This window comes from Sphingobacterium sp. UBA7249, assembly GCF_002472835.1.
Classification (GTDB): domain Bacteria; phylum Bacteroidota; class Bacteroidia; order Sphingobacteriales; family Sphingobacteriaceae; genus Sphingobacterium; species Sphingobacterium prati.
Genome location: NZ_DKST01000025.1, coordinates 244,083 through 266,114, shown reverse-complemented (window position 1 = coordinate 266,114; position 22,032 = coordinate 244,083). Strand labels below are relative to the sequence as shown.

At 39.7% G+C, this 22,032-nt stretch carries 20 protein-coding genes; 14 read left to right on the top strand and 6 right to left on the bottom strand.

The window, feature by feature from the left end; translation table 11 throughout:
• Position 1 precedes the first annotated feature (1 nt).
• The 6 genes from B4A24_RS17725 to B4A24_RS17700 all read right to left on the bottom strand — a co-directional run bounded on the left by B4A24_RS17725 (position 2) and on the right by B4A24_RS17700 (position 7,914).
• Positions 2-2,719 carry an outer membrane beta-barrel protein gene (locus B4A24_RS17725; protein ID WP_293946380.1) on the bottom strand — a complete coding sequence of 906 codons (2,718 nt, stop codon included), beginning with the start codon at positions 2,717-2,719 and terminating at the stop codon, positions 2-4.
• 246 nt (positions 2,720-2,965) lie between these two features.
• Positions 2,966-3,754 carry a GLPGLI family protein gene (locus B4A24_RS17720; RefSeq protein ID WP_293946379.1) on the bottom strand — a complete coding sequence of 263 codons (789 nt, stop codon included), beginning with the start codon at positions 3,752-3,754 and terminating at the stop codon, positions 2,966-2,968.
• Between the two features lie 17 nt (positions 3,755-3,771).
• The gene (locus B4A24_RS17715; protein WP_293946378.1) at positions 3,772-6,513 is read right to left on the bottom strand and encodes an outer membrane beta-barrel protein; all 2,742 of its coding nucleotides are present in this window, start codon (positions 6,511-6,513) and stop codon (positions 3,772-3,774) included.
• Between the two features lie 184 nt (positions 6,514-6,697).
• A complete protein-coding gene (locus tag B4A24_RS17710) occupies positions 6,698-7,048 on the bottom strand; it encodes a hypothetical protein (RefSeq protein ID WP_293946377.1) in 351 nt (116 codons plus the stop codon).
• A complete protein-coding gene (locus B4A24_RS17705) occupies positions 7,041-7,592 on the bottom strand; it encodes an RNA polymerase sigma factor (RefSeq protein ID WP_293946376.1) in 552 nt (183 codons plus the stop codon). The genes B4A24_RS17710 and B4A24_RS17705 overlap by 8 nt, the downstream gene beginning before the upstream one ends.
• A 7-nt stretch (positions 7,593-7,599) precedes the next feature.
• Positions 7,600-7,914: a hypothetical protein gene (locus B4A24_RS17700; protein WP_293946375.1), complete on the bottom strand. Its 315-nt coding sequence runs from the start codon at positions 7,912-7,914 to the stop codon at positions 7,600-7,602.
• A gap of 106 nt (positions 7,915-8,020) precedes the next feature.
• Between B4A24_RS17700 and B4A24_RS17695 the strand changes: the two genes are divergently transcribed.
• From B4A24_RS17695 to B4A24_RS17630, 14 genes are all read left to right on the top strand, one after another.
• Complete coding sequence (locus B4A24_RS17695) at positions 8,021-9,391, top strand: dipeptidase (protein ID WP_293946374.1); 1,371 nt, start codon at positions 8,021-8,023, stop codon at positions 9,389-9,391.
• A 61-nt stretch (positions 9,392-9,452) separates the two neighbouring features.
• Entirely contained in the window at positions 9,453-10,355 is a 903-nt protein-coding gene (locus tag B4A24_RS17690) for a LysR family transcriptional regulator (RefSeq protein ID WP_293946373.1), read from the top strand.
• 80 nt (positions 10,356-10,435) lie between these two features.
• Positions 10,436-11,416, top strand: a complete 981-nt coding sequence (locus B4A24_RS17685) for a c-type cytochrome (protein ID WP_293946372.1) — start codon at positions 10,436-10,438, stop codon at positions 11,414-11,416.
• A 1-nt stretch (position 11,417) separates the two neighbouring features.
• The gene (locus B4A24_RS17680; RefSeq protein ID WP_293946371.1) at positions 11,418-11,891 is read left to right on the top strand and encodes a DsrE family protein; all 474 of its coding nucleotides are present in this window, start codon (positions 11,418-11,420) and stop codon (positions 11,889-11,891) included.
• A 1-nt stretch (position 11,892) separates the two neighbouring features.
• Entirely contained in the window at positions 11,893-12,810 is a 918-nt protein-coding gene (locus tag B4A24_RS17675) for a substrate-binding domain-containing protein (RefSeq protein ID WP_293946370.1), read from the top strand.
• A gap of 65 nt (positions 12,811-12,875) precedes the next feature.
• Complete coding sequence (locus B4A24_RS17670) at positions 12,876-13,667, top strand: lysophospholipid acyltransferase family protein (RefSeq protein WP_293946369.1); 792 nt, start codon at positions 12,876-12,878, stop codon at positions 13,665-13,667.
• The gene (locus B4A24_RS17665) at positions 13,649-14,407 is read left to right on the top strand and encodes an ABC transporter ATP-binding protein (RefSeq protein ID WP_172393745.1); all 759 of its coding nucleotides are present in this window, start codon (positions 13,649-13,651) and stop codon (positions 14,405-14,407) included. Before B4A24_RS17670 ends, B4A24_RS17665 begins: the two co-directional genes overlap by 19 nt.
• 122 nt (positions 14,408-14,529) lie before the next feature.
• Positions 14,530-14,751, top strand: a complete 222-nt coding sequence (locus B4A24_RS17660; RefSeq protein ID WP_028072584.1) for a DUF2795 domain-containing protein — start codon at positions 14,530-14,532, stop codon at positions 14,749-14,751.
• 81 nt (positions 14,752-14,832) lie between these two features.
• Complete coding sequence (locus B4A24_RS17655; protein WP_293946368.1) at positions 14,833-15,300, top strand: hypothetical protein; 468 nt, start codon at positions 14,833-14,835, stop codon at positions 15,298-15,300.
• A 380-nt stretch (positions 15,301-15,680) separates the two neighbouring features.
• Positions 15,681-16,667, top strand: coding sequence for an anthranilate phosphoribosyltransferase (gene trpD, locus B4A24_RS17650; protein ID WP_293946367.1), 987 nt, complete (start codon positions 15,681-15,683; stop codon positions 16,665-16,667).
• Positions 16,668-16,698: 31 nt separating this feature from the next.
• Positions 16,699-17,298 (top strand): phosphoribosylanthranilate isomerase, encoded by a 600-nt coding sequence (locus tag B4A24_RS17645; RefSeq protein WP_293946366.1) that lies wholly within the window; start codon positions 16,699-16,701, stop codon positions 17,296-17,298.
• Positions 17,295-18,479, top strand: a complete 1,185-nt coding sequence (gene trpB, locus B4A24_RS17640) for a tryptophan synthase subunit beta (RefSeq protein WP_293946365.1) — start codon at positions 17,295-17,297, stop codon at positions 18,477-18,479. The genes B4A24_RS17645 and trpB overlap by 4 nt, the downstream gene beginning before the upstream one ends.
• 3 nt (positions 18,480-18,482) lie before the next feature.
• Positions 18,483-19,244 (top strand): tryptophan synthase subunit alpha, encoded by a 762-nt coding sequence (gene trpA / locus B4A24_RS17635; protein WP_293946364.1) that lies wholly within the window; start codon positions 18,483-18,485, stop codon positions 19,242-19,244.
• A gap of 144 nt (positions 19,245-19,388) precedes the next feature.
• Positions 19,389-21,851 (top strand): phosphocholine-specific phospholipase C, encoded by a 2,463-nt coding sequence (locus tag B4A24_RS17630; protein WP_293946363.1) that lies wholly within the window; start codon positions 19,389-19,391, stop codon positions 21,849-21,851.
• Positions 21,852-22,032 lie beyond the last annotated feature (181 nt).

The following is a 22,032-nucleotide window of genomic DNA, read 5'->3' as shown; positions in this document are numbered from 1 at the left end:
GTTATTTAGATTTTACGAGCATTTTATTGATTTCCCAAGTGAGCTTCACCATATAATATCTACTGATTGTGTTGAACCTACGTTCGGTCAGCAGGGTTCCGTTTTGATTTCGGTCAAAACCCACATTCTGCTTCAACAGGTCATTGACCGTAAAGGTTAATTCCAGCTTTTCATCTTTCCTGAATTTTTTAGACAGTGCAGGACTCAAGACAAATCGTTCAAATTTTTTGCTGTACACTGCCGTGGGAGCCTGATAACTATAGCTGAAATCCGCTCGCACAATAAATTTAGACGGTAGAAAGTATTTCAGGTTTCCCTCAGATGAAAATGTGAAGCCCTTGCTATCCGTCATTGCACCGATGGAATTATCCTGGATAAGATATCCCGGAGATACATTGATATCAAAATCCAGGCCTTTGGTTGTCGATCGTTGTACTCCATAATATACGGAATAGCTCTGCACTTTGGCATTCGCCAAAACACCATTGACATAATTGTAATTGTTGCTGAAAGATACGAATGGTCCCCCTCCGTGTCTCAATTGAAATTTTTTCCAGAGCTTACCATAATACCTCGGCATGATGCTAATTTGATTGTTGCTATGATGGTTCAAATTGCCCCAGACAAAGGTAGTCTTACCCAAGGAATCGATCGTTGTATTTTGCACCAAAGCATTGTTTGTGCGTGAAGCACTTACATAGATACCAATAAACTTGTCTTTCAATACGGAATAGGTCCTATAGCTCAGATCAAGATTATTGGTATACGAAGGTTTCAGATTCTCATTACCTAGATATTCATTCAGGGGGTCCAAATTCGATCGTAGGGGCTGAATCTGATTTAAGGAAGGCAAACCATTTGTACCCCGATATTCCAATTTGACCGATTTATTTTTTTGGAGTTCATAATTGACATTGATTACCGGATTATACACAAAAAATGAACGGGCAAGCCCCGAATTTTCCATTCGGTTGAACTGGGACAATTTGCTGTTTTCAAATCTATTCGACACATTGACTGCCAGCTTTTCGAGCGGTTTGTAATTCACCGCAAGGTTATAGCTATTCTTTGTCGTTTTATACAGAAAGTCATTGCTATACAAGCTATCTAGTGTATCAAAAGCTCCTGTGTTAAGATTCTTATCGAATGATTCAACTGCGTTGTTGTTTCTATTGAAATTGAGTCCGTATTCAAATGATAAAATAACCTTCTTTGAGATCGGTTCGGAATAAGCAAACTCCCCACCCATAGAAAAAGAGCTATTGTTTACAAATTTTTTCTGATCGAGGGTTGAATCCCTTTCAGCTTTCCCTTCTTTATAAAATGTCAACTTGGAATATAATTCCTGCTCACCATCTTGTTTATAACCCGATGTAGAATAATTGAATGATAGCGAACGCCCCTTCTTCTTAAATCTTCGTACGTAGAGTGCCGATGCATTGTACTGTTCTGATTTGGTGTCATTCTTAAATTTTCGGATGTTATCGTTCACCTTCTGTTCAAATTGATTAACGGTAGTTGATTGTGTCTCCGAAGAACTGTTGTCATGTCTTTTGTTAGCACCTGCCCATACCGTTAAATCCGACATCGAGTCCACTTTAAATTCGTATTTCAAGCCAACATTATGTTTTTTATTTTCATTGGAGGCAAGCGTATTACTATTGCTGGTCAATATTGTATCACGAGCTGCATTGCGTGTGAATACATTTCGGTCCAGATCCACATTGGAGCGAATATATTTATAGTCGATTCGCCAAGCGTGTTTTTTATTAGCCGTTTTATCTGAATATAGAAATCCGGTATTCAGCGACTTTGGAATACCTTCACCGTCAAAATTATCTCCTCGATCATAGTCTCCACCCATGCTTGATGATTCTTCGTAACTGAGTCCGCTCTTCCCCGTGTTACTTGCGATCAAATAGGCTGAAACCTTAAAAGACTGATTAAAATAGTTCAAAAAGCCTTGCCCGGAGTAGAACTTATCGCTACCTCCACCAACGTCTACTTTTCCAAATATTCCGCGTCGAGCTTCCTCCTTCAACTTCACATTGATGGTCTGGGTACGTTCACCATCATCAATACCCGTTTTCTCAGCTTTATCGGATTTTTTCTCGTAGACCTGAATCTTGTCGACCATATCCGAGCGGATATTCCGGCTGACCAAAATCGGATCGTCACCAAAGAATTCCTCACCATCAACAAGCATCTTCTTCACTGTTTTTCCCTGTGCCGTAATCTTACCCGAAGCATCTACTGTAATCCCAGGCAGCACTTTCAACAGATCTTCAACCCTCGCATTTTTTTCAACTTTAAAACTTCCAGCATCGTACTCAGTCGTATCGCCCTTGATGCTAATCGGCACACGTCCCATTACGATCACTTCTTCCAACAGTGTTGTACTGCTGGTCATACCAATAGACATGTTGCTGTAATTCTGTCCAGGCAAAATCTCGGCATAATATTCACCGTATTTTGGATAAGTGACAACAATAAAATATTCACCAGATGCGGGTTGTTCCAATGAGAACTTACCGTTTTCGTCAGACCGAGTAAAATTAGTCAAGATGGAATCTTTAGCTGTCAACAACATAATTGTTGCATTGTGCAACTTAAGATGATCCTTCACATCACTGATTTTCCCCTCAATTCGGGATTGTGCATTAACTATTCCGTAGAAACAGAATAAAATAAGTAAAAGTAGTTGCCCCACTCTTTTCATAAAATAGCTTGGATAGTATAGTTATAAAAATAAAATTCGTACACAAAACTAATATTTTGTTTTAGTTAATTTTAATTTATCTCAAAAAAATACATCAAAAAAAAAGACGCAAATATTAATTATAATTAATTGATATACAAAAACATAAAAGTTTAAAACATAATAAAAGCCCTTTTTATGAAGGGCTTTTATTATCTAAATGGTTAGTAAAACACTGGTTTCTATTCCAAATGTATCCGCCAAAACTTATAAATTCCCCAGTTCCATAATAAACTGAACGGTCTCTTTATTCATGTGTTGTGACAACACACCCGAAATCTGATCGGTCATGGTCTTTCTCGTCATCCGCTTTACCTTACTTTTTTCAAACTTTTTTTTATCCATGACCAGGTCATTACTTAATTCAACTTTAGTCGCAAAATAAGAAACATGTTGACTTGGCACGACCAATCCCAGGATCATTCCGGGAAGGCCATTGATAGATTCAGGACCGCCGCTGATAGGAATCTCATTGCAATAATAACCTATCACATAAATTGAATCTGCTGTTAGCCCATTGGCTCTTCGACAATTGTATCCGGCGACTTCGCGATATTCGTCGGTTACCTTCCATTTGATCCGTTTCATGGTATCCTCAACAATGATCTTTTCACCTACAATATCATTATACCTTAGAAAAGAACGAGTGGCCATATTTGACAAGGTAGTTGCTTCAAAATCCAGTGCAAGCATCATAATGTACTGTTTAATCTCTGCATCTGGATTCTCATCCTTTACCGATTCAAATAAAGTTTCAGTAGTATTGAATTTCATGGTTTTCTTCAGCACGGCACTCTCCGGTAACTTAGGAAGAATACGTTCAAAAAATTGTTTTGAGTTATCATCAGCCTTCGCTAAGAATTTCTTACCCACAATATTTTTTATGTACATGGTCTTATCGTAGGAAATGCTGCCAGACCTTCCGAATAGGGTGTATTGCGCCTTAAGGCTCAGGACTCCACAGCACAAAAAGAGAAAAATAATATATTTTAACATGATATTTAACTTAAATTTTATAAAAACATTTTTGTGAAGTCCCAGGATAGCTTAAGCATATAGTATCTCCGGATTGTATCATAACGGCGTTGTGTAAAAATGGATGTTGATGCCGAACGGCTAAAACCTTTATTCTGATTAAGGACATCATTGATCGTGAAATCCAACATCAGGGATTCATTCTTCAGGAACTTTTTACTTACACCGGGATGCAATAGAAATTGTTCAAATTTTTCATCAAATGCTTTTGTTGCCGCTTCGTAGGTATAACTATAGTTCGTATAGACTTTAAAGGTTTTGCTTACAAAATATTCTACACTACCATTCGAACCGAATACAAAACCATTGCTATTCGTATTACGTTCCAAGCTCGATTTCATTAAGCGGTATTGTGGGCTGAAGTTTAAATCGAAATTTAATCCCGTCTTGGTATCTCGTTTAAAATTATACGTAAAATTGAAGTTCGTTGTATTAACCTTGTTTAATTGCTGGTTGAATAGATTATAGTTGTCGCTCATATTCACATAAAATTGTGGCGAATTAGATAATCCCAGTTTCTTACTCAATTTAAAATGATATCCTGACCAGATATTAACTGAGGTATTTGTTTTACCCCCAACATTATTCCAGGTATAGATATTGAGGCCTTGCGCAGTATCAATATTTTGTGTGATCGGGTTTTTATCCAAAGTAATATTTCCCCCTGCATAGATATAACTTCCGGTAAGAATCCGAAATGAGTTATAATTGATATTTAAGGAGTTTCTAAACGAAGGTTTTAGATTTTCATTTCCTAAATAACGGTTGATCTGGTCAGAATTATCCAAAATGGGCTGAATCTGGCTCATGGAAGGCAATTGATTCTTTCCGGTATAATTCATCCATAACCCCTTGGTCTTTGTAAAGGAATAGCCAGCACTCACATTGGGATTATAGGTAAAATAACTTCTGGACAGGCCCTGTTTACTATTGTTGTTATATTGCTCCAGTTTATCGTTATTAAAATTATTGGCAACGGTAAACTTCAGCTTTTCGGTGGTATGCACTATGGCCAATTTATACCTACTGCTCCGCCTATCAAAATTATAATCATTACTGAAACGACTGTCCAGCTCATTATACTCCCCGTCAGCATCTTTATTGAACGATCCGACACGGGAGGAACTGTTACTACTTTCTATTCCGGTTCCTATAACGAGATTCCAGACTTTAGATAAAGGTTCCGTGTACGAGACCGAAGCACCCAGCACGTCATTTTTACTATTACGGTCTTTGCGTTGGTCTGTGGATTCTATTGGATTATATTCTGTGGTATCCTTTTTAACGGAATTCTTAACCGTTGAGAATAGATAACCATCTCCTATCATTTCATTTCGTCTGAATTGACCATCAAATGTAAATGAGCGTCCTTTCTTCTTAAATTTATGCGTAAAATAAGTACTAAAATTAAACTCGTTGACCGTGTTCTTGATGATCTCTCGGGTGTTTTCAGCGACAGTTGTATCCATATTCTGGGTAAACTGATAGGCTTCACGTTTGTTGTCCGACCAAAGATTTTTTCGGGAAACTCCACCACGGATGGTCAAGGTATTTAATGAATCAAAATTCAGATCATATTTTAAATTGGCACGATGCTGATCGTTCTCAGTATCTACAGATTTCGTTGATTTATTATTGATCAGCCCTGTGCTGATTGTCTCATCATCCCCGTCACTGCTTAACCTTCCATATTTATAGTTGATATTGACGTTATGTTTATCTTTATTGAATTTGTCCGAAAAATTAACACCCGAATTGATGGCACGTGGTATACCGATTACACCCTGCCCTGAAAAAGGATCCGTAAAATTAGACCAGGACATGGATCCGTCATCCCCGTATGAAACGCCCGAGTCGCCGCCATATTTCTGCGCATCTTGCCAATTCATACTTGTTGTACCATTATTTCCAAAGAGACCATAAACGGAGATCTTTTGAGATCCTTTGAATTTATTCAACATCAGTTGACCCATGTAATAATCACTGGTACCACCCCCGATTAACGCTTTTCCAAACATACCATTTTTGGCCCCGTCTTTAAGCTTGACGTTGATGGTCTGCTCACGTTGCCCATCATCAACACCAGTTCGCTCAGCCTGCTCGGATTTTTTTTCGTACACCTGCACTTTATCGACCATATCCGATCGGATATTCCGGGTGACCAGTGTCGGATCATCTCCGAAAAATTCCTCACCATCCACGAGTACTTTTTTGACAGTCTTACCCTGCGCAGTAATCTTGCCCGATGCGTCCACGGTGATCCCGGGTAAAACTTTCAGCAGATCCTCCACCTTCGCATTTTTTTCCACTTTAAAACTACCAGCGTCATACTCTGTGGTGTCGCCCTTTATGGTAATAGGGATTCGACCCGTCACGATCACTTCTTCCAATAAAGTAGCTGTTTTGGTCAACCCCACAGTTAATTTGGAATAGTCCTTACCTTGGGCAATTTGCGTATAATAATCACCATATTTAGGATAACTCACAATCAAAAGATAGGACCCCGTATCTGGCCTGGATAAGGAAAAAACACCATTTTCATCCGATCTTGTAAAACCTGTCAAAATAGAATCTTTAGCGGTTAATAACATGACTGTTGCATCGGATAATTTAACCTGATCTTTTACATCACTTATCTTTCCGGTAATTTTGGACTGCCCCATAGCTATTCCATGAATACCAAAAACGAAAAATAAGAGAATTTGCAAAACTCTTTTCATAAAATTGTTGGATAGTATATTAATATCAATATAACATTAGTATATAAAACCAATGTTTTGTTACAATAAATTTAATTTTATTTCCCGGAAAGCGTCTTTTAGAAATCAGTCGCTAATTGAAACGAAATAAAAGGTTTTAATACTAAGATATATAAAGTACATATATTCCATAAAAGATTCGAAATTATTGATAGCTTTTATGCTGTTGGATCTTGATCAATTTCCATAATTGCAGGCAAAAAAAGCAGATTAGTATTACAAAAATAAGTTGGAAAAATATCGAGATATAAGTACGGTAAGCAACCGCCATCTCAATCATTTGAATTTTATTCATATAATAGCTATTGAGTACAATACCGCAGATGGATCCCAAAAGAAAAAATACAATGGCATATTTTTTATCTGAAAGCGCTTTAATTTTTGCTTTTTCCAACTCTTCAATCCGTCCCATAATGCGTTGTTCTAAATCATCAAATGGCATGCTTACTTTGCTCATTTGTATAATCTGTTTCATTTTCTTGTGTTCGTTATCCATGATATTCTGATTTCTTTATCAATTGATTCAAGACCTGTTGCATATTTTTTCGTGCCCGATGTAGAATCACTTTTGTATTAGCAAGTGTCCAGCCCATTATTTCCTGAATTTCTTCCATAGCTTGTTCCTCCAGATAAAATAGGCGTAGGGCGACAGATTCCTTAGGCGATAAAATAGCAAGGGCATCATTGATCATTTCTTTTCGCTCGTTGTTAATAATTTCATCGAGAATGGACTCATCATAGGCCTGGTCATGGTCTACCAAATCAAAATCGATCAGGGCTAATTTCTTGTATCGGATGCTATTAAAAGCAACATGAACAACGATACGATAAAACCAGGTACTAAATTTTGATTTGCCTTTGAAAGAGGATAAGGACTGATAGCATTTAATAAAAGCCTCTTGAACAACATCTTCGGCCAAATGCTCCTGCTTAACGATAGAAAGCGCAACAGAAAAAGCCATATCCTGATACGTTTTTATAAAATACCGATACGACTCAACATCTCCGGACAGTACTTTTCGAATATAAATTTCATCCATTGAAGGGCTAAATGTCGTGTTTTTTATCGAGTTTATTGGCTATAATCATTGACACACCGGCAGCTATGATCAAAATCGCAACAGCTAATGAATCAGGCAGATCGGCATTCACATAATTTTGTATCACGCCAACAATAAGAAGCCCAAGACCTATTCCTAACACTAAAATACCTGGTTTCTGCCAATCTGAGGGCTGCTTCTTTCGATCCTCTCCAGGGATATTGATTGCGGTACTGCGGTAACGCATGATAAAATAAACACAAAGGGTGATACAGGTGAATAATCCCACACCCATAATTGCTGCCATTGACTCTTTTTCCATAATATTTGATTTAATTTTAACATTAGTCACTGTCAGCTCTGAAAAGGTTACAACAAATTGAGTTAAATGTACCGATTTGTGTAAATTTGTTTCAAATACAAACAATATGCAAAACATTAAAGAATATGTAGAAGCAAACAAGCAACGTTTTTTAGATGAGTTGTTTGATTTATTGCGTTTACCTTCGGTTAGTGCTGATCCTAAATTTAAGGGCGACGTACAGAAGACAGCTGAATTTGTCGCTCAAAAACTGCGTGATGCAGGGGCCGACAACGTAGAAGTTTGTGCCACTGCTGGTAATCCAATTGTTTATGGTGAAAAAATCATTGACCCTTCATTGCCTACTGTATTGACTTATGGTCACTACGACGTCCAGCCAGCTGATCCCTATGAATTATGGGATACCCCTCCTTTTGAACCGACTATCCGCGATGGTAAAATATATGCCCGCGGCTCTGCTGATGACAAGGGACAGTTCTATATGCATGTGAAAGCTTTCGAATATATGATGCAAAACAATGCTTTGGCATGTAACATCAAATTCATGATCGAGGGTGAAGAGGAAGTTGGTTCTGTCAACTTAGGTACTTTTGTCAAGGAAAACACGGCAAGACTTAAAGCCGATGTGATCGTGATTTCAGATACTTCTATGATCAGTATGGCACAACCTTCTTTGGAGACAGGCCTCCGTGGACTTTCTTATGTGGAGGTTGAAGTTACTGGACCAAACCGGGATCTGCACTCAGGTGTATATGGTGGAGCTGTTGCAAATCCAGCTACGATTCTTGCAAAACTCATCGCTTCCCTGCACGATGAAAATAATCATATCGCAATCCCTGGATTTTATGACGATGTCATTGAATTGTCGGCTGAAGAACGTAAGGCGTTGAATGAGGCTCCTTTTGACATTGAAGAATACAAAGCAGATCTAGGTATTCAAAACATATGGGGAGAAAAGGGATATACAACATTAGAACGTACAGGAATCCGTCCTACCCTAGAGGTTAACGGTATTTGGGGTGGATATATCGGTGAAGGTGCTAAAACTGTGCTACCTTCTAAAGCACATGCAAAAATTTCGATGCGTCTTGTACCAAACCAAAATTCAGAACGTATAACGGAGCTATTCAAAAAACATTTTGAAGGTATTGCACCCAATTATGTTAAGGTCCAAGTAAAACCACATCACGGCGGTGAGCCTGTAGTTACACCAACAGATAGTGTTGCCTATAAAGCTGCTGAGAAAGCATTACACGATGCATTTGGTGTTAAACCAGTCCCTACCCGTGGCGGAGGATCTATTCCAATTGTTGCTTTATTTGAAGAAGTCTTAGGGCTTAAGACAGTGCTGCTAGGATTTGGATTAGACAGCGACAACCTGCACTCTCCAAACGAAAAATATGGCATCGAGAATTATCTGATGGGTATCTCAACAATTCCTTTATTTCATAAATATTACGCAGAACTAAGTAAATAATTTAGTTTTTCATTAGATAAAGGGTTATTTTTAAATTTTAGAAATAACCCTTTATCTTTTTATGGATTTTGATTTTCGTCTTATCGTATTTTATACTGCAGCTCAGCATCTTAATTTTACCAAGACTGCCTCAGCACTGTTTATCTCACAGCCCGCGGTCAGTAAAAATATCCAGGAACTCGAAAAAAAACTCGGGGTTCCTCTTTTTGAAAGAAAAGGTAATAACCTTGAACTGACGGAATCAGGACAAATTCTTTATAAATATGCCCAACAGATTATCAATCTCTATAATCAAGCAGGGCAGGAAATACAGCAACTGCAAGCAGGCCGAAAAGGAAATCTTATTTTGGGTGCCAGTACGACCATATCGCAATATGTACTTCCAACGCTTTTGGCAGATTTTCTAACCCAATACCCCAATAACCGCATCCAGTCTTTTCAGTCCAATAGCCGAAGCATTGAAGAACAGCTTATTGACAAAACATTAGATCTCGGGATCACGGAAGGCTCAACGGACAACCGGGCTTTAAAATATATCCCTTTTATGAAAGACGAACTTGTCTTGGTCACCAATAGCGATAACCCCTTACTTAAGCAATTAAAATCACCTATCCTTTCGGATATAACGCGTTTACCCCTAGTGCTTCGTGAGCAGGGGTCGGGTACGCGTACCATTATTGAAAACGCGTTAAAAGACCGAGGTATTAATTTATCTGAAATCCAGATCGAAATGATACTGCCATCGACAGAAAGTATTAAGGGCTATCTGGCCCGTCGTCATAGCTTCGCCTTCCTTTCCATTCATACGGTACAGCGGGAGGTATTACAGAATCAATTATCTATCGTAGATATCCCACATTTATGCATTGAACGCTATTTTTATTTCACTCATCTTTATGGAGGCCTTGCTGGCACGCCCAATCAATTCCTACAGTTCTGCCTAAGGCAAAATTTCAAGATATAACATTTGGTTATATCTCATAAAGAATCTTCGTTTTAATCCCAGTCAATAGGCTAGTAGATTTGTCCAAACGAATTAGAGTCATGGAATACAAAAAACTAACAAATTACCTAAAGGCGCTCAGTTGGATCATTATCGCATTGTTTATCACTTGTACGACACTCTGTGTATTCCCACTTAAGCACGAAAACAATGATAGATCGAAAGATTCATCCGCTGTAACCAATGATTCACTGATAACACATGTATCACAGTTCAAAGCAGTTTCTTTCGAAGACAATCCTGAAGGTGAAATGGCTAGTTATGGCGAGAAACTGATCAAAAATACGTATGACTATTTTTACGATGGAGAACTAAAAATTGGAAATAAATTAGCCTGTACCAGTTGCCATCTCAATGGTGGAACAAAGGCTTTTGCTGCCCCCTATGTCGGACTCACCAATGTTTTCCCGACATATATCGGACGGGAAAACAAAGTGGAATCGCTGGAAGAACGTATTAATGGCTGTTTTGAACGAAGTATGAACGGTCGCGCTATACCCGAAAACAGTAAAGAAATGCGTGCGATTGTAACTTATATAAAAAACATCAGTATCAATACACGCAATAAAGGGCGGTTAGCCGGACAGGGCTTTGTCAAAATGAACATACCAAATCGTGCAGCAGACCTGAAACATGGTAAGTTGGTATTTGAAGGCAAATGCACCAACTGCCATGGAAAAGATGGACAGGGTATGCTACAGCCTACCGGTAAGGGATATTTATATCCCCCACTTTGGGGCAAAGATAGCTATAATGATGGAGCCGGCATGGCCCGGTTGCTTACCGCCACACGTTTTATTAAAGCAAATATGCCCTTGGGAGCAAGCTACGACGCGCCGCAGCTCAGCGATGATGAAGCCTATGATGTCGCGGCTTACATCAACTCTTTCGACCGTCCAAAAAAAGTAAATAAGGAATTTGATTACCCGAATCTGGCAAAGAAGCCAAAGGATAGTCCTTATCCTCCATATGCGGACAATATTAGTTTAGAACAACATAAACACGGACCTTATAATTTTTAATATGATGAAAAAACATTTGACAATTGCCTGCATCCTCTTAGCGATGACAACAATTCAAGCGAAAGCTCAAACCAGCAAATTACTACTTGACAACCACCAATATACGGGCGCAATTGCTAAGAAAAAAACGTATAAAGCGATCTATCAATTGGATAGCAATGATCCAAAAACAATTGAGAAAGCCATTCGCAATATCAACAATGTGCTGAAAGATCCGCGGCTGAAAGGACATCTTCAAATTGAACTCGTGGCTTTTTCAGGAGGTACCGAGGCCTATCTAAAAAAGAACAGTCAGTATGAAAAACCATTGCAGGACCTCGTCGAAAAAGGTGTTATTGTCGCACAGTGTTTAAATACGTTGGAAGAGAAGCATATCGCAAAAGAAGAGTTATTTGACTTCATCGGTTATGTTCCCAGTGGGAACGGCGAATTGATCTTAAGGGCAAATGAAGGTTGGGTCATTGTTAAACCATAGTATGATGAGAAAATTAATCACGTTAAGTCTCGCTCTGGCATGCTTTGCCCTTCCAAAAATTAAGGCGCAGGAACATCGTTTTGATCCCCCTTGGAACAATCCACCAGTGTCAGCATTGAATTTTACAGTTCCGGGGATAGACAATATTCCAGACCTATATGGCGATATTGAAAATCCGCAGCTCACTGTCTTTTTTGCCGGCAACCAATTTATGGTCGTGGATGATTTACTGGCATCTTTCAAAAAAGAATACCCACAATACGAACGTATTTTTGTCGAAACATTGCCGCCTGGAATTCTAGCGAAACAGATTAAAGGGGGCTCCATCACCATTGGCAATCTACGCATTACACACAAACCCGATATCTACACAGCCAGCAAGCGGGCCATCAATGAAATGGCCGATAATTTCAGCCATACGCAAACTTATTGTTACAACAACATCTGTTTGATGATCCCAAAGGGTAATCCCGCAAATATCAAATCGTTGAATGATCTGGGGAAAGTCAATGTACGGATTAGCATGCCTAATCCGCAATGGGAAGGTATAGGTGAACAAATTAAGGCTTCCTATAAAAAAGCAGGCGGCGAACAGCTGGTCAAGAAAATTATGGAAGATAAGGTAAAGGACGGCAGTACGTATTTGACAAAAATACATCATCGCGAAAGCCCCATGCGGATCCTTTATAGTCAAGCAGATGTCGCGCCAGTATGGACATCTGAGGTCGTCTATCAACAGCTTATCGGTCATCCTGTTGAAGGCATAGCCATTCCGGATGCGCAGAATACCACAGCAACCTATGTGGCCGCAAAATTGAAAAATGCGCCACATGCACAGGCTGCAGATGATTTCCTGAAATTTATGGACTCCCCCACAGCCAAGCAGATCTACAAGAAGTATGGCTTTACAATAGACTAAAAAGAAAATGGATAATTAATTATCCATTTTCTTTTTTTACTTTAGGTCAAAATTAGTTGAATTGTATGGTTCCATTGCTCAAAAAACTCCATCGTTATTGGTATTTTATTAGCGTTCTACTTGTTTTCATCGTATTATTCCCCTATATCTATTTCTTGGCTTTGCATCCAGAAAAAAATTATGCTCGAATCGCACGTATGCGACGTTGGGTATCGATTGGTGGATCGGCGCTGGCGGGTGTATTTTTTAAGGTCACGTATGAATCGAAAATGAATTGGAACAAACCGATGGTGCTCTGTCCCAATCATACTTCAGTGCTTGATATCACAGCGCTAACCTACCTATGCCCTGTCCCGTTTTCATTTATAGGGAAGGCCTCTCTTCTTAAAAACCCCGTAACCCGTATATTTTTCAAGACCATAGACATTCCTGTCACACGGAGAAGTAAGGTATCTTCATTTAAGGCTTTTCAACGGGCCAACGAGCTTGTCCAAAATGGTCGCAGTGTCGTCATTTTTCCGGAAGGAAAAATCGATGACGGATTTCCTCCTCAGATACACACCTTTAAGTCTGGAGCTTTCCGTATTGCTGTCCAAAACGATGTACCTGTAGTTCCCATTATCATTGAGAACGCATGGGATATCTTTTTCGATGATGGCGCCAAAAGAGGATCTCATCCAGGAATTGTCAAAGTTCATGTTTTTGCACCCATTGAAACAAAAAACTTTGATAACACCAATGCGGAAGAGTTAGAGAAAATCGTCTACGACAAAATGCATTCCTATTGGATTATGAAGAATAAATCGTATTTTCATCATCCAGAGAACGTCCAAAAAATATGTCAGGAAAGATATTAATCGAAATCAAGGATATTGCACGCGAATACCAAATAGGCTCGGAGACAATCCATGCCCTCAGTTCGGTTACACTCAATATTCACAAAGGAGAATTTGTAGCGCTTATGGGACCTTCGGGATCCGGTAAATCCACATTAATGAACATTTTGGGTTGCCTGGATACCCCCAGTAGAGGTGAATACATCCTGAATGGGATTAATGTAAGTGACATGTCTGAGGATGAGCTTGCTGAAGTGAGAAATAAAGAGATCGGCTTTGTATTTCAAACTTTCAATTTACTCCCCAAAAGTACGGCATTGGAGAACGTGGCCTTACCGCTGATCTATGCCGGATATAATAAGGCTAAACGCGAGGAAAAAGCGACCAGTGCATTAGAAAGTGTTGGACTGGGACACCGCATGGATCACAGACCCAATGAACTGTCAGGTGGACAACGACAACGGGTGGCTGTTGCCAGGGCATTAATCAATGATCCATCTATTATATTGGCCGATGAGCCAACGGGAAATCTGGATACAAAGACCTCCATTGAAATCATGGGTCTACTCGAAGAGATTCACTCCAAGGGAAACACCATCATTTTGGTCACACACGAAGAAGATATCGCACTCCATGCCCATCGTATTGTACGCATGCGCGATGGCCTGATTGAAAACGATTATCCGAATGCTGATATCAAATCCGTGTCGCCACGGCTAAGTGCCCTAAATGAAAAAGGGAGTGACTTTGAGAATATTTAAAAATATTATTTCATTATAAATCAAACACTTATATTATTGACACAAAAATAACAATTGATTTACTTGTTTAAGTTAAATTAAATGATAGTTTTGCGAAAATAGAGAACTTAAATTGTTTTTATATGTATTGGACATTAGAATTAGCTTCGCATCTAGAAGATGCACCGTGGCCAGCAACAAAAGATGAATTAATCGATTATGCTATTCGTTCGGGTGCACCAGTTGAGGTGATTGAAAACTTACAATCTCTTGAGGATGATGGTGAGCCATATGAAAATATTGAAGAAATTTGGCCCGATTATCCGACAAAAGATGATTTCTTCTTCAATGAAGATGAATATTAGCAGATAAAAAACGCCTTTTGATGAAAGGCGTTTTTTATTTCATGAAATTAATCCATTGTTATGATGTTCAGTCTTAAGCTTATGAAGATAAAAGTAAAGGTATTGTTATTAACGTTCATAAGCTGTATGCTAGCCACTTCCCTGTCTGCTCAGGAAAGCTTAGCTGCGAAAGAACCTATTGCTGTATTAAAAAATTTCGTACAGCGTCTTAATGATGTCGATTTAGCGACCGACATCATTTTAAGTCAGGATATCATAACAGCTAAAAACCTCGATGAAGACCAACAGGAGTATCTTTTGGCCAGCATAGACGAAATCCGTATCAATGTACAAAGCAAGGATATCGACAAATTAGAATACATCAACTTCGTTGAAGCCGGCCGGAAGGAGACCTACGATATAGACCTGGAGGGAATTGATCCGCAACAGGTGTATTTCGTAAGGTATCTCAAACGGTTTGTGTTTGCTGCGGTTATTCGGGGAAAAAAAATAGCTTCCTTCACCCTGGTTTCTAAAGGGAATAATAAAGCACATTTTGTGTTCTATTAGTTGTTTTTCGTCTTTATTCTTTGTTTATCCGATTAGTACCCAAGATATTCAGGTCAACCTGGAAACGCTCAGTCGATCGAGCTATAGACAACGTGCAATAAATTTGGATTATTTATGACTGTCTTGTGGATCTGCTTGTAAGCTATATGACGTACTAGAAGATTTTTTAAAAATTTTTCAACAAAAAGACTTGCATTTTAAAATTCTATCAACCATATTTGTATTAATAAAAATGGAAATGATAACAACTATATTAAATAAGGCTTGGTGGTGGCACAACGAATAACGTTGTGGCAAACTCCTATTGCATTATTTGATATATACATCAAGATATGATGGGCTTGCCTGAATAAGGTAAGCCTTTTTTATTTAAAAATATTATGAAAGAAATTTTAGCTCATTTATTTGAATACAAGACTTTTTCGCGGCAAGAGGCTTATGAGATTTTGATGAACATTGCCAAAGGTAAATATGACAGTCATCAAATCGCTGCTTTTATGACAGCTTATGGCATGCGAAGTATACGGGTAGAAGAACTTGGCGGGTTTCGGGATGCTATGTACGATCTGTGCCTCAAGCTGGATTTTGATGGTTATGACTTAATCGACTTATGTGGCACTGGCGGTGATGGCAAAAACACGTTTAACATCTCTACAATTGCTTCTTTCGTGACAGCTGGCGCAGGTTATCAGGTGGCCAAGCATGGCAATATAGGGGTGTCATCGAGCTGTGGTTCCTCAAATGTTATGGAGTATTTAGGTTATCAATTTAGTAATGACAAAACCGAATTACAGCGCCAGCTTGACCAGGCCAATATCTGCTTTCTTCATGCACCATTATTTCACCCAGCCATGAAAACTGTTGCTCCCATACGTCGCGCATTGGGGGTAAAGACATTCTTTAATATGTTGGGACCATTAACAAATCCGGCCAATCCGAGGTTTCAATCTGTCGGTGTATTCAGCTTGGAACTTGCACGGCTCTACGGCTATTTATACCAAAATACAAACAAACAATATTCTATTATCCATGCACTGGATGGTTATGACGAAATATCCATGACCGGAGATTTCAAGGTCATCAACAATCAGGGGGAAAACTATTATAATATGGAGGAGTTAGGCTTCACTCCTGTTCTTCCACAGGAATTAGCCGGCGGTGACAGCGTTGCCGAAGCAGCGCAGACATTCTTGTCCATTTTGAACAATACAGGTACAGATATACAGAACAACGTTGTCCTGACTAATGCTGCATTTGCCATTAAAACTTTTCATCCTGAAAAATCTTTTGGCGATTGTTTCTATGAAGCCGAAGAATCACTGATGGCTGGAAAGGCGCTCGAAAGTTTCAAAAAAATAATAAAATAATAAGATGGCGATCAAGATAAAAGTTTGCGGCATGAAACATCCCGACAATATCGTTGGGCTGACCTCACTTGCTGTTGACTATATTGGCTTTATATTTTATAAAAAATCCAAACGCTTTGTCGGCGATGCCAATCAGGAATATATTAAGGGGCTCAAAGGTCTCATAAAAGTTGGTGTTTTTGTCAATGCAGACCTTGCCGAAATCTGTGACAAAATAGACAAGTTCAACTTAAATGCAGTGCAACTACATGGAGATGAAAGCCCTCAATTTTGTAAAGAACTGAAGCTACGCGGGCAAGTGACCTTGATCAAAGCTTTCGGTATAGACCAACATTTTGACTGGACCGTATTGAATGCTTATGGAGGAGCAATTGACTATTTTTTATTTGACACCAAAAGTAATTCCTACGGTGGTACCGGTACACAATTTGACTGGTCCTTACTCCACCAATATAAGCTTGAATACCCCTATTTTCTAAGCGGCGGTTTAGATGAGAATAATATTAAAGCAGCATTACAAGCTGATGATCCCAGGTTATATGCCTTGGATCTCAATTCAAAATTTGAAATAGAACCAGGATTAAAAGATATTAATCTTTTGAGCCACAGTATAAATAGTATTAAGAAATGAGTATATATCAAGTCAATGAAAAAGGATATTATGGCCCATTTGGTGGTGCCTATATCCCCGAAATGCTCTATCCCAATGTAAAAGAGCTACGTGAAGAATATCTCAAAATAATTGAAGAGAAAAGCTTTCAGGAGGAATTTAACCAGCTGCTAAGCGATTACGTCGGGCGCCCTTCTCCTTTGTATCATGCCAAGCGGCTTTCAGAAAAATATGGTACAACGATCTATCTCAAGCGTGAGGATCTCAATCATACAGGCGCACATAAGATCAACAATACCATCGGTCAGATCCTTTTGGCTGAGCGTCTCGGAAAAAAACGCATCATTGCAGAAACAGGTGCTGGACAACACGGGGTTGCTACTGCAACCGTCTGTGCCTTAAAAGGGATACAATGCGCTGTCTACATGGGCGAGATTGATATTCAGCGCCAGGCACCCAATGTCGCAAGAATGAAAATGATGGGCGCCGAGGTTATTGCAGCGACATCTGGTTCGAAGACACTCAAAGATGCAACAAATGAAGCGTTGCGGGATTGGATCAATAATCCGGTAGATACGCATTATATCATTGGATCTGTCGTCGGTCCACATCCTTATCCCGATATGGTTGCCCGTTTTCAATCAATTATTTCCGAAGAGACGAAAAAACAGTTATTCACAAAAACCGGTAGCGAACATCCCGATATTGTCCTCGCCTGCGTCGGTGGCGGATCCAATGCTGCAGGGATGTTCTATCATTTTCTCGATGATGAAAACGTACAGTTATATGCTGTAGAGGCCGCTGGACATGGTGTTGATTCGGGTGAATCTGCAGCAACCACTGCCTTGGGAAAAGAAGGCGTATTGCACGGAAGCCGGTCCATATTAATGCAAACTGAAGATGGCCAGGTGATTGAACCTTATTCGATCTCTGCCGGACTTGATTATCCGGGCATCGGACCGCAGCATGCTTGGCTATTTAAATCTGGAAGAGGAAAATACGTCAGTATAACAGATGATGAAGCTATGCAGGCAGGATTGGAACTCACTCGACTGGAAGGTATTATTCCTGCGATCGAAAGTTCACATGCACTTGCTTATTTGGGCAAAATTCCTTTCAAAGGTGATGAAACCGTCGTGGTTTGTTTATCAGGACGCGGTGATAAGGATCTCGATAACTATATGAAATACTTTGATTTTTAAAGCATGAATACGATTGAAAAAAAAGGAGGGAATCCCCTTCTATCGATATATTTTACAGCGGGATATCCCGAACTGGATAGTACAATCCGCATCGCTAAAAAGTTGGAGGAAGCCGGTGCAGACTTTCTGGAGATTGGTTTTCCATACTCTGATCCTGTTGCGGACGGACCTGTTATCCAACACAGTTCGGAAGTTGCCCTGGCCAACGGGATGACCGTAAAAAAATTATTTGAACAGTTGCGCGAACTGCGTCAGCATGTTCGGATCCCGGTCTTCCTGATGGGCTATGTCAACCCAGTGATCCAATTCGGGGTTGAGAAGTTTTGTGAAGAATGTAAAAATGTAGGTGTGGACGGAGTCATTATTCCTGACCTACCCATGTATGAATATGAGGACCTCTATCAGGAAACTTTTGAAAAGAATGGTATCGCGAATATCTTTATCGTTACACCACAGACTTCCACTGAACGAATCAGAAAAATTGATAGTCTTTCCAATAGTTTTATCTACTTATTATCCTCCAATGCCACAACGGGCAAAACACTGGATGTAGGCGAAGATACGAATGCGTACTTTAAACGGATTCATGATCTTCAGTTGAAAAATCCGTTGATCGTCGGGTTCGGAATATCAAATAAAGAAGCCTTCCAAAAAGCAAGTCAATATACTGCAGGCGCAATCATCGGCAGTGCATTTGTAAGAAGACTAGGAGAAAAAGATTATATGGATGAAATCCCTGATTTTATAAAATCAATAAAAGGGTAAACCTCTATTTAATGAAGTAAACAAGCGTTCAGTCAAAGGTAACAATTCTTTCACTGAGCGCTTGTTATTTTATAATTAGGCCGTAAAAACCAATATTTGAAAAAACATACATTTCGACATATCACTAACCGAATAAACTAACGTATGGACACAAGAAGAGATTTTTTGAAAAAAGCAGCCATGCTTGCTGGTGGAGCATCACTTTCTCAGGTTATGTCATCCGCGATTGCAAAAGCAATGGCTATCAACCCTGCTTTGGGCAGCACCTTTTACGATGCCGAACATATAGTTTTACTGATGCAGGAAAACAGGTCTTTTGATCACGCTTTTGGTACGCTACGTGGTGTACGGGGCTTCAACGATCCAAGAGCGATCCGTCAACCGAACAAACACAAAGTATGGTTGCAGACGCAAAAAAACGGAGCAACATACGCTCCTTTCCGATTAGATATCAAAGATTCAAGAATTACATGGATGGGCTGTCTCCCCCATAATTGGACTGATCAGACCGATGCCCGAAATAACGGAAAGATGAATAGATGGTTAGATGTCAAGCACTCCGGATTTAAAGAGTTTGCAGACCTTCCACTAACCATGGGACATTACACACGTGAAGATATTCCATTCTACTATTCGCTCGCGGATTCTTTTACCATCTGTGATCAACATTTTTGTTCAAGTATCACCGGCACCAATCCCAACAGACTCTATTTTTGGACTGCTAATATTCGGGAAAACTTAAACGGAAAAGCTTTAGTATGGAATGGTGATTCAGAATTTAGTGGTAAAGCGAACTGGAAAACTTTCCCCGAACGTCTTTCAGAGCTGGGCGTAGATTGGAAAATATACCAAAATGAGATTTCTTCGAGCAGTGCTGGCTACAGTGGTGAAGCCAATAGCTGGTTAGCAAACTTTGGGTGCAATCCCATGGAATACTTTCCGCAATATCAGGTCAAATACAGTCCACGATATAGGGAGCTACTCACAAGTAAAAAAGAAGAACTCGAACAAAAAATAGCCGCTACACCTGCTAAAGATACGCTTGAAAAGTTGCGTAAGGACTATGCACATGTACGCGAAGAGCTGCAACACTATACCGCTGAGAACTTCGAGAAACTCGATGAACGAACAAAAGATATCCATCGCCGTGCTTTTGTCAATAACAGTGCTCAGCCCGGTTACATGGAACTCGAGACCATGCAATACCAGGAGGGGGATAATCAACGCGAGCTACAGATCCCTAAAGGCGATGTCCTGTATCAATTCAGAAAAGATGTTGCCGAAGGTAAACTACCCACCGTATCTTGGCTTGCACCACCTCAACTTTTCTCCGATCATCCCGATTCCCCTTGGTTCGGCGCTTGGTATGTAAGTGAGATTATGGATATCTTAACTCAAAATCCAGAAATCTGGAAAAAAACAATCTTTATACTTACTTACGATGAGAATGATGGTTATTTCGATCACTTCGCTCCTTTTACAGCGCCCAATCCTTACGAACCAAATAGCGGAAAAGTATCTTCAGATATAGACCCTAAATTGGAATTTGTGCGTCGCGACGAACAGTATTACCCGGAAAGCGGAAGAGAAAGCAATATCGGCCTGGGATATCGTGTTCCTTTGATCATAGCCTCACCCTGGACAAGGGGCGGATGGGTAAATTCCCAGGTATTTGACCATACATCGAGCTTACAGTTTTTAGAGAAATTCATTAGCCATAAAATCAAAAAGGAAGTTAAAGAAACCAATATAAGTAGCTGGCGACGTACAGTCTGCGGGGATCTCACTTCAATTTTTAGGCCTTACCGTGGGGAGTTGATCAAAAACCCGTTGGTATTGGACCGTCAGTCTTTTATTAAAGAGATCCATCAAGCACAATTTAAAGGACTTCCAATGGGATTCAAAGCATTGACAGCTGAGGAGATTGAGCAGATTGAAAAGAACCCTAGCCGTTCGCCTTATTTCCCGAAACAAGAACAAGGACTTCGTGACTCCTGCATTCTTCCCTATGAACTTTATGTGCATGGAGAATACGGATCAAATGGAACATATCAACTGACATTTGAAGCGGGGAATAAAATGTTCGGCACACGTTCTGCGGGCTCACCTTTTACGGTGTACCATGGCACGCCTTATAAGGGGGAGATCGGCACTTCCCGTAACTACGCGGTATCTTCAGGGGACCGAATCTTTGACAATTGGTCGATCGATGCATTTGACAAGGGGCAGTTTCAACTTGAGGTATATGGCCCCAATGGATTCTATCGTATGTTTAAAGGTGATGCCCAACACCCCAAAATTAAAATCCACTGCACTTACGAAAAAAGTAACGATCAACAGTCATTTACGGGACGCCTCACTTTCACATGTACAAATAACGATAGTAAAAGCCATCGTCTCCTACTTGAGGATATCAGCTATGGTAGAGATAGGAAGGAAATCCAACTCAAAGCCGGAGCGTCAACGATAATTCAATTCGATCTTTCCGAACAAAGTTTTTGGTACGATTTCCGTGTGAGCTGTAAAGATTACAACACATTTGAGGAACAGTATGCGGGTCGTATAGAAACCGGAAATAGTGGAAAAAGTGATCCACTAATGAGCTGATAACTTAAGAACGCTTATACTATCCGTATTATTCCTCTATGCGACGGATAACATGGTAAAAAACTTTATACAGTAAAACTGCACCAACTATTAAAAAAACAGCTAATAAATATAAACTAATGGAGTTAATAAATAATAGACACATCATAACGGTAATTTTTGGTTATTCTTTCTGATGTAC

What these genes read in the sequence shown, in the direction of transcription:
- B4A24_RS17725 (WP_293946380.1), bottom strand. Translation starts at nt 2,719, where the DNA reads ATGAAAAGAGTGGGGCAACTACTTTTACTTATTTTATTCTGTTTCTAC.
- B4A24_RS17720 (WP_293946379.1), bottom strand. Translation starts at nt 3,754, where the DNA reads ATGTTAAAATATATTATTTTTCTCTTTTTGTGCTGTGGAGTCCTGAGC.
- B4A24_RS17715 (WP_293946378.1), bottom strand. Translation starts at nt 6,513, where the DNA reads ATGAAAAGAGTTTTGCAAATTCTCTTATTTTTCGTTTTTGGTATTCAT.
- B4A24_RS17710 (WP_293946377.1), bottom strand. Translation starts at nt 7,048, where the DNA reads ATGGATAACGAACACAAGAAAATGAAACAGATTATACAAATGAGCAAA.
- B4A24_RS17705 (WP_293946376.1), bottom strand. Translation starts at nt 7,592, where the DNA reads ATGGATGAAATTTATATTCGAAAAGTACTGTCCGGAGATGTTGAGTCG.
- B4A24_RS17700 (WP_293946375.1), bottom strand. Translation starts at nt 7,914, where the DNA reads ATGGAAAAAGAGTCAATGGCAGCAATTATGGGTGTGGGATTATTCACC.
- B4A24_RS17695 (WP_293946374.1), top strand. Translation starts at nt 8,021, where the DNA reads ATGCAAAACATTAAAGAATATGTAGAAGCAAACAAGCAACGTTTTTTA.
- B4A24_RS17690 (WP_293946373.1), top strand. Translation starts at nt 9,453, where the DNA reads ATGGATTTTGATTTTCGTCTTATCGTATTTTATACTGCAGCTCAGCAT.
- B4A24_RS17685 (WP_293946372.1), top strand. Translation starts at nt 10,436, where the DNA reads ATGGAATACAAAAAACTAACAAATTACCTAAAGGCGCTCAGTTGGATC.
- B4A24_RS17680 (WP_293946371.1), top strand. Translation starts at nt 11,418, where the DNA reads ATGATGAAAAAACATTTGACAATTGCCTGCATCCTCTTAGCGATGACA.
- B4A24_RS17675 (WP_293946370.1), top strand. Translation starts at nt 11,893, where the DNA reads ATGATGAGAAAATTAATCACGTTAAGTCTCGCTCTGGCATGCTTTGCC.
- B4A24_RS17670 (WP_293946369.1), top strand. Translation starts at nt 12,876, where the DNA reads ATGGTTCCATTGCTCAAAAAACTCCATCGTTATTGGTATTTTATTAGC.
- B4A24_RS17665 (WP_172393745.1), top strand. Translation starts at nt 13,649, where the DNA reads ATGTCAGGAAAGATATTAATCGAAATCAAGGATATTGCACGCGAATAC.
- B4A24_RS17660 (WP_028072584.1), top strand. Translation starts at nt 14,530, where the DNA reads ATGTATTGGACATTAGAATTAGCTTCGCATCTAGAAGATGCACCGTGG.
- B4A24_RS17655 (WP_293946368.1), top strand. Translation starts at nt 14,833, where the DNA reads ATGAAGATAAAAGTAAAGGTATTGTTATTAACGTTCATAAGCTGTATG.
- trpD (WP_293946367.1), top strand. Translation starts at nt 15,681, where the DNA reads ATGAAAGAAATTTTAGCTCATTTATTTGAATACAAGACTTTTTCGCGG.
- B4A24_RS17645 (WP_293946366.1), top strand. Translation starts at nt 16,699, where the DNA reads ATGAAACATCCCGACAATATCGTTGGGCTGACCTCACTTGCTGTTGAC.
- trpB (WP_293946365.1), top strand. Translation starts at nt 17,295, where the DNA reads ATGAGTATATATCAAGTCAATGAAAAAGGATATTATGGCCCATTTGGT.
- trpA (WP_293946364.1), top strand. Translation starts at nt 18,483, where the DNA reads ATGAATACGATTGAAAAAAAAGGAGGGAATCCCCTTCTATCGATATAT.
- B4A24_RS17630 (WP_293946363.1), top strand. Translation starts at nt 19,389, where the DNA reads ATGGACACAAGAAGAGATTTTTTGAAAAAAGCAGCCATGCTTGCTGGT.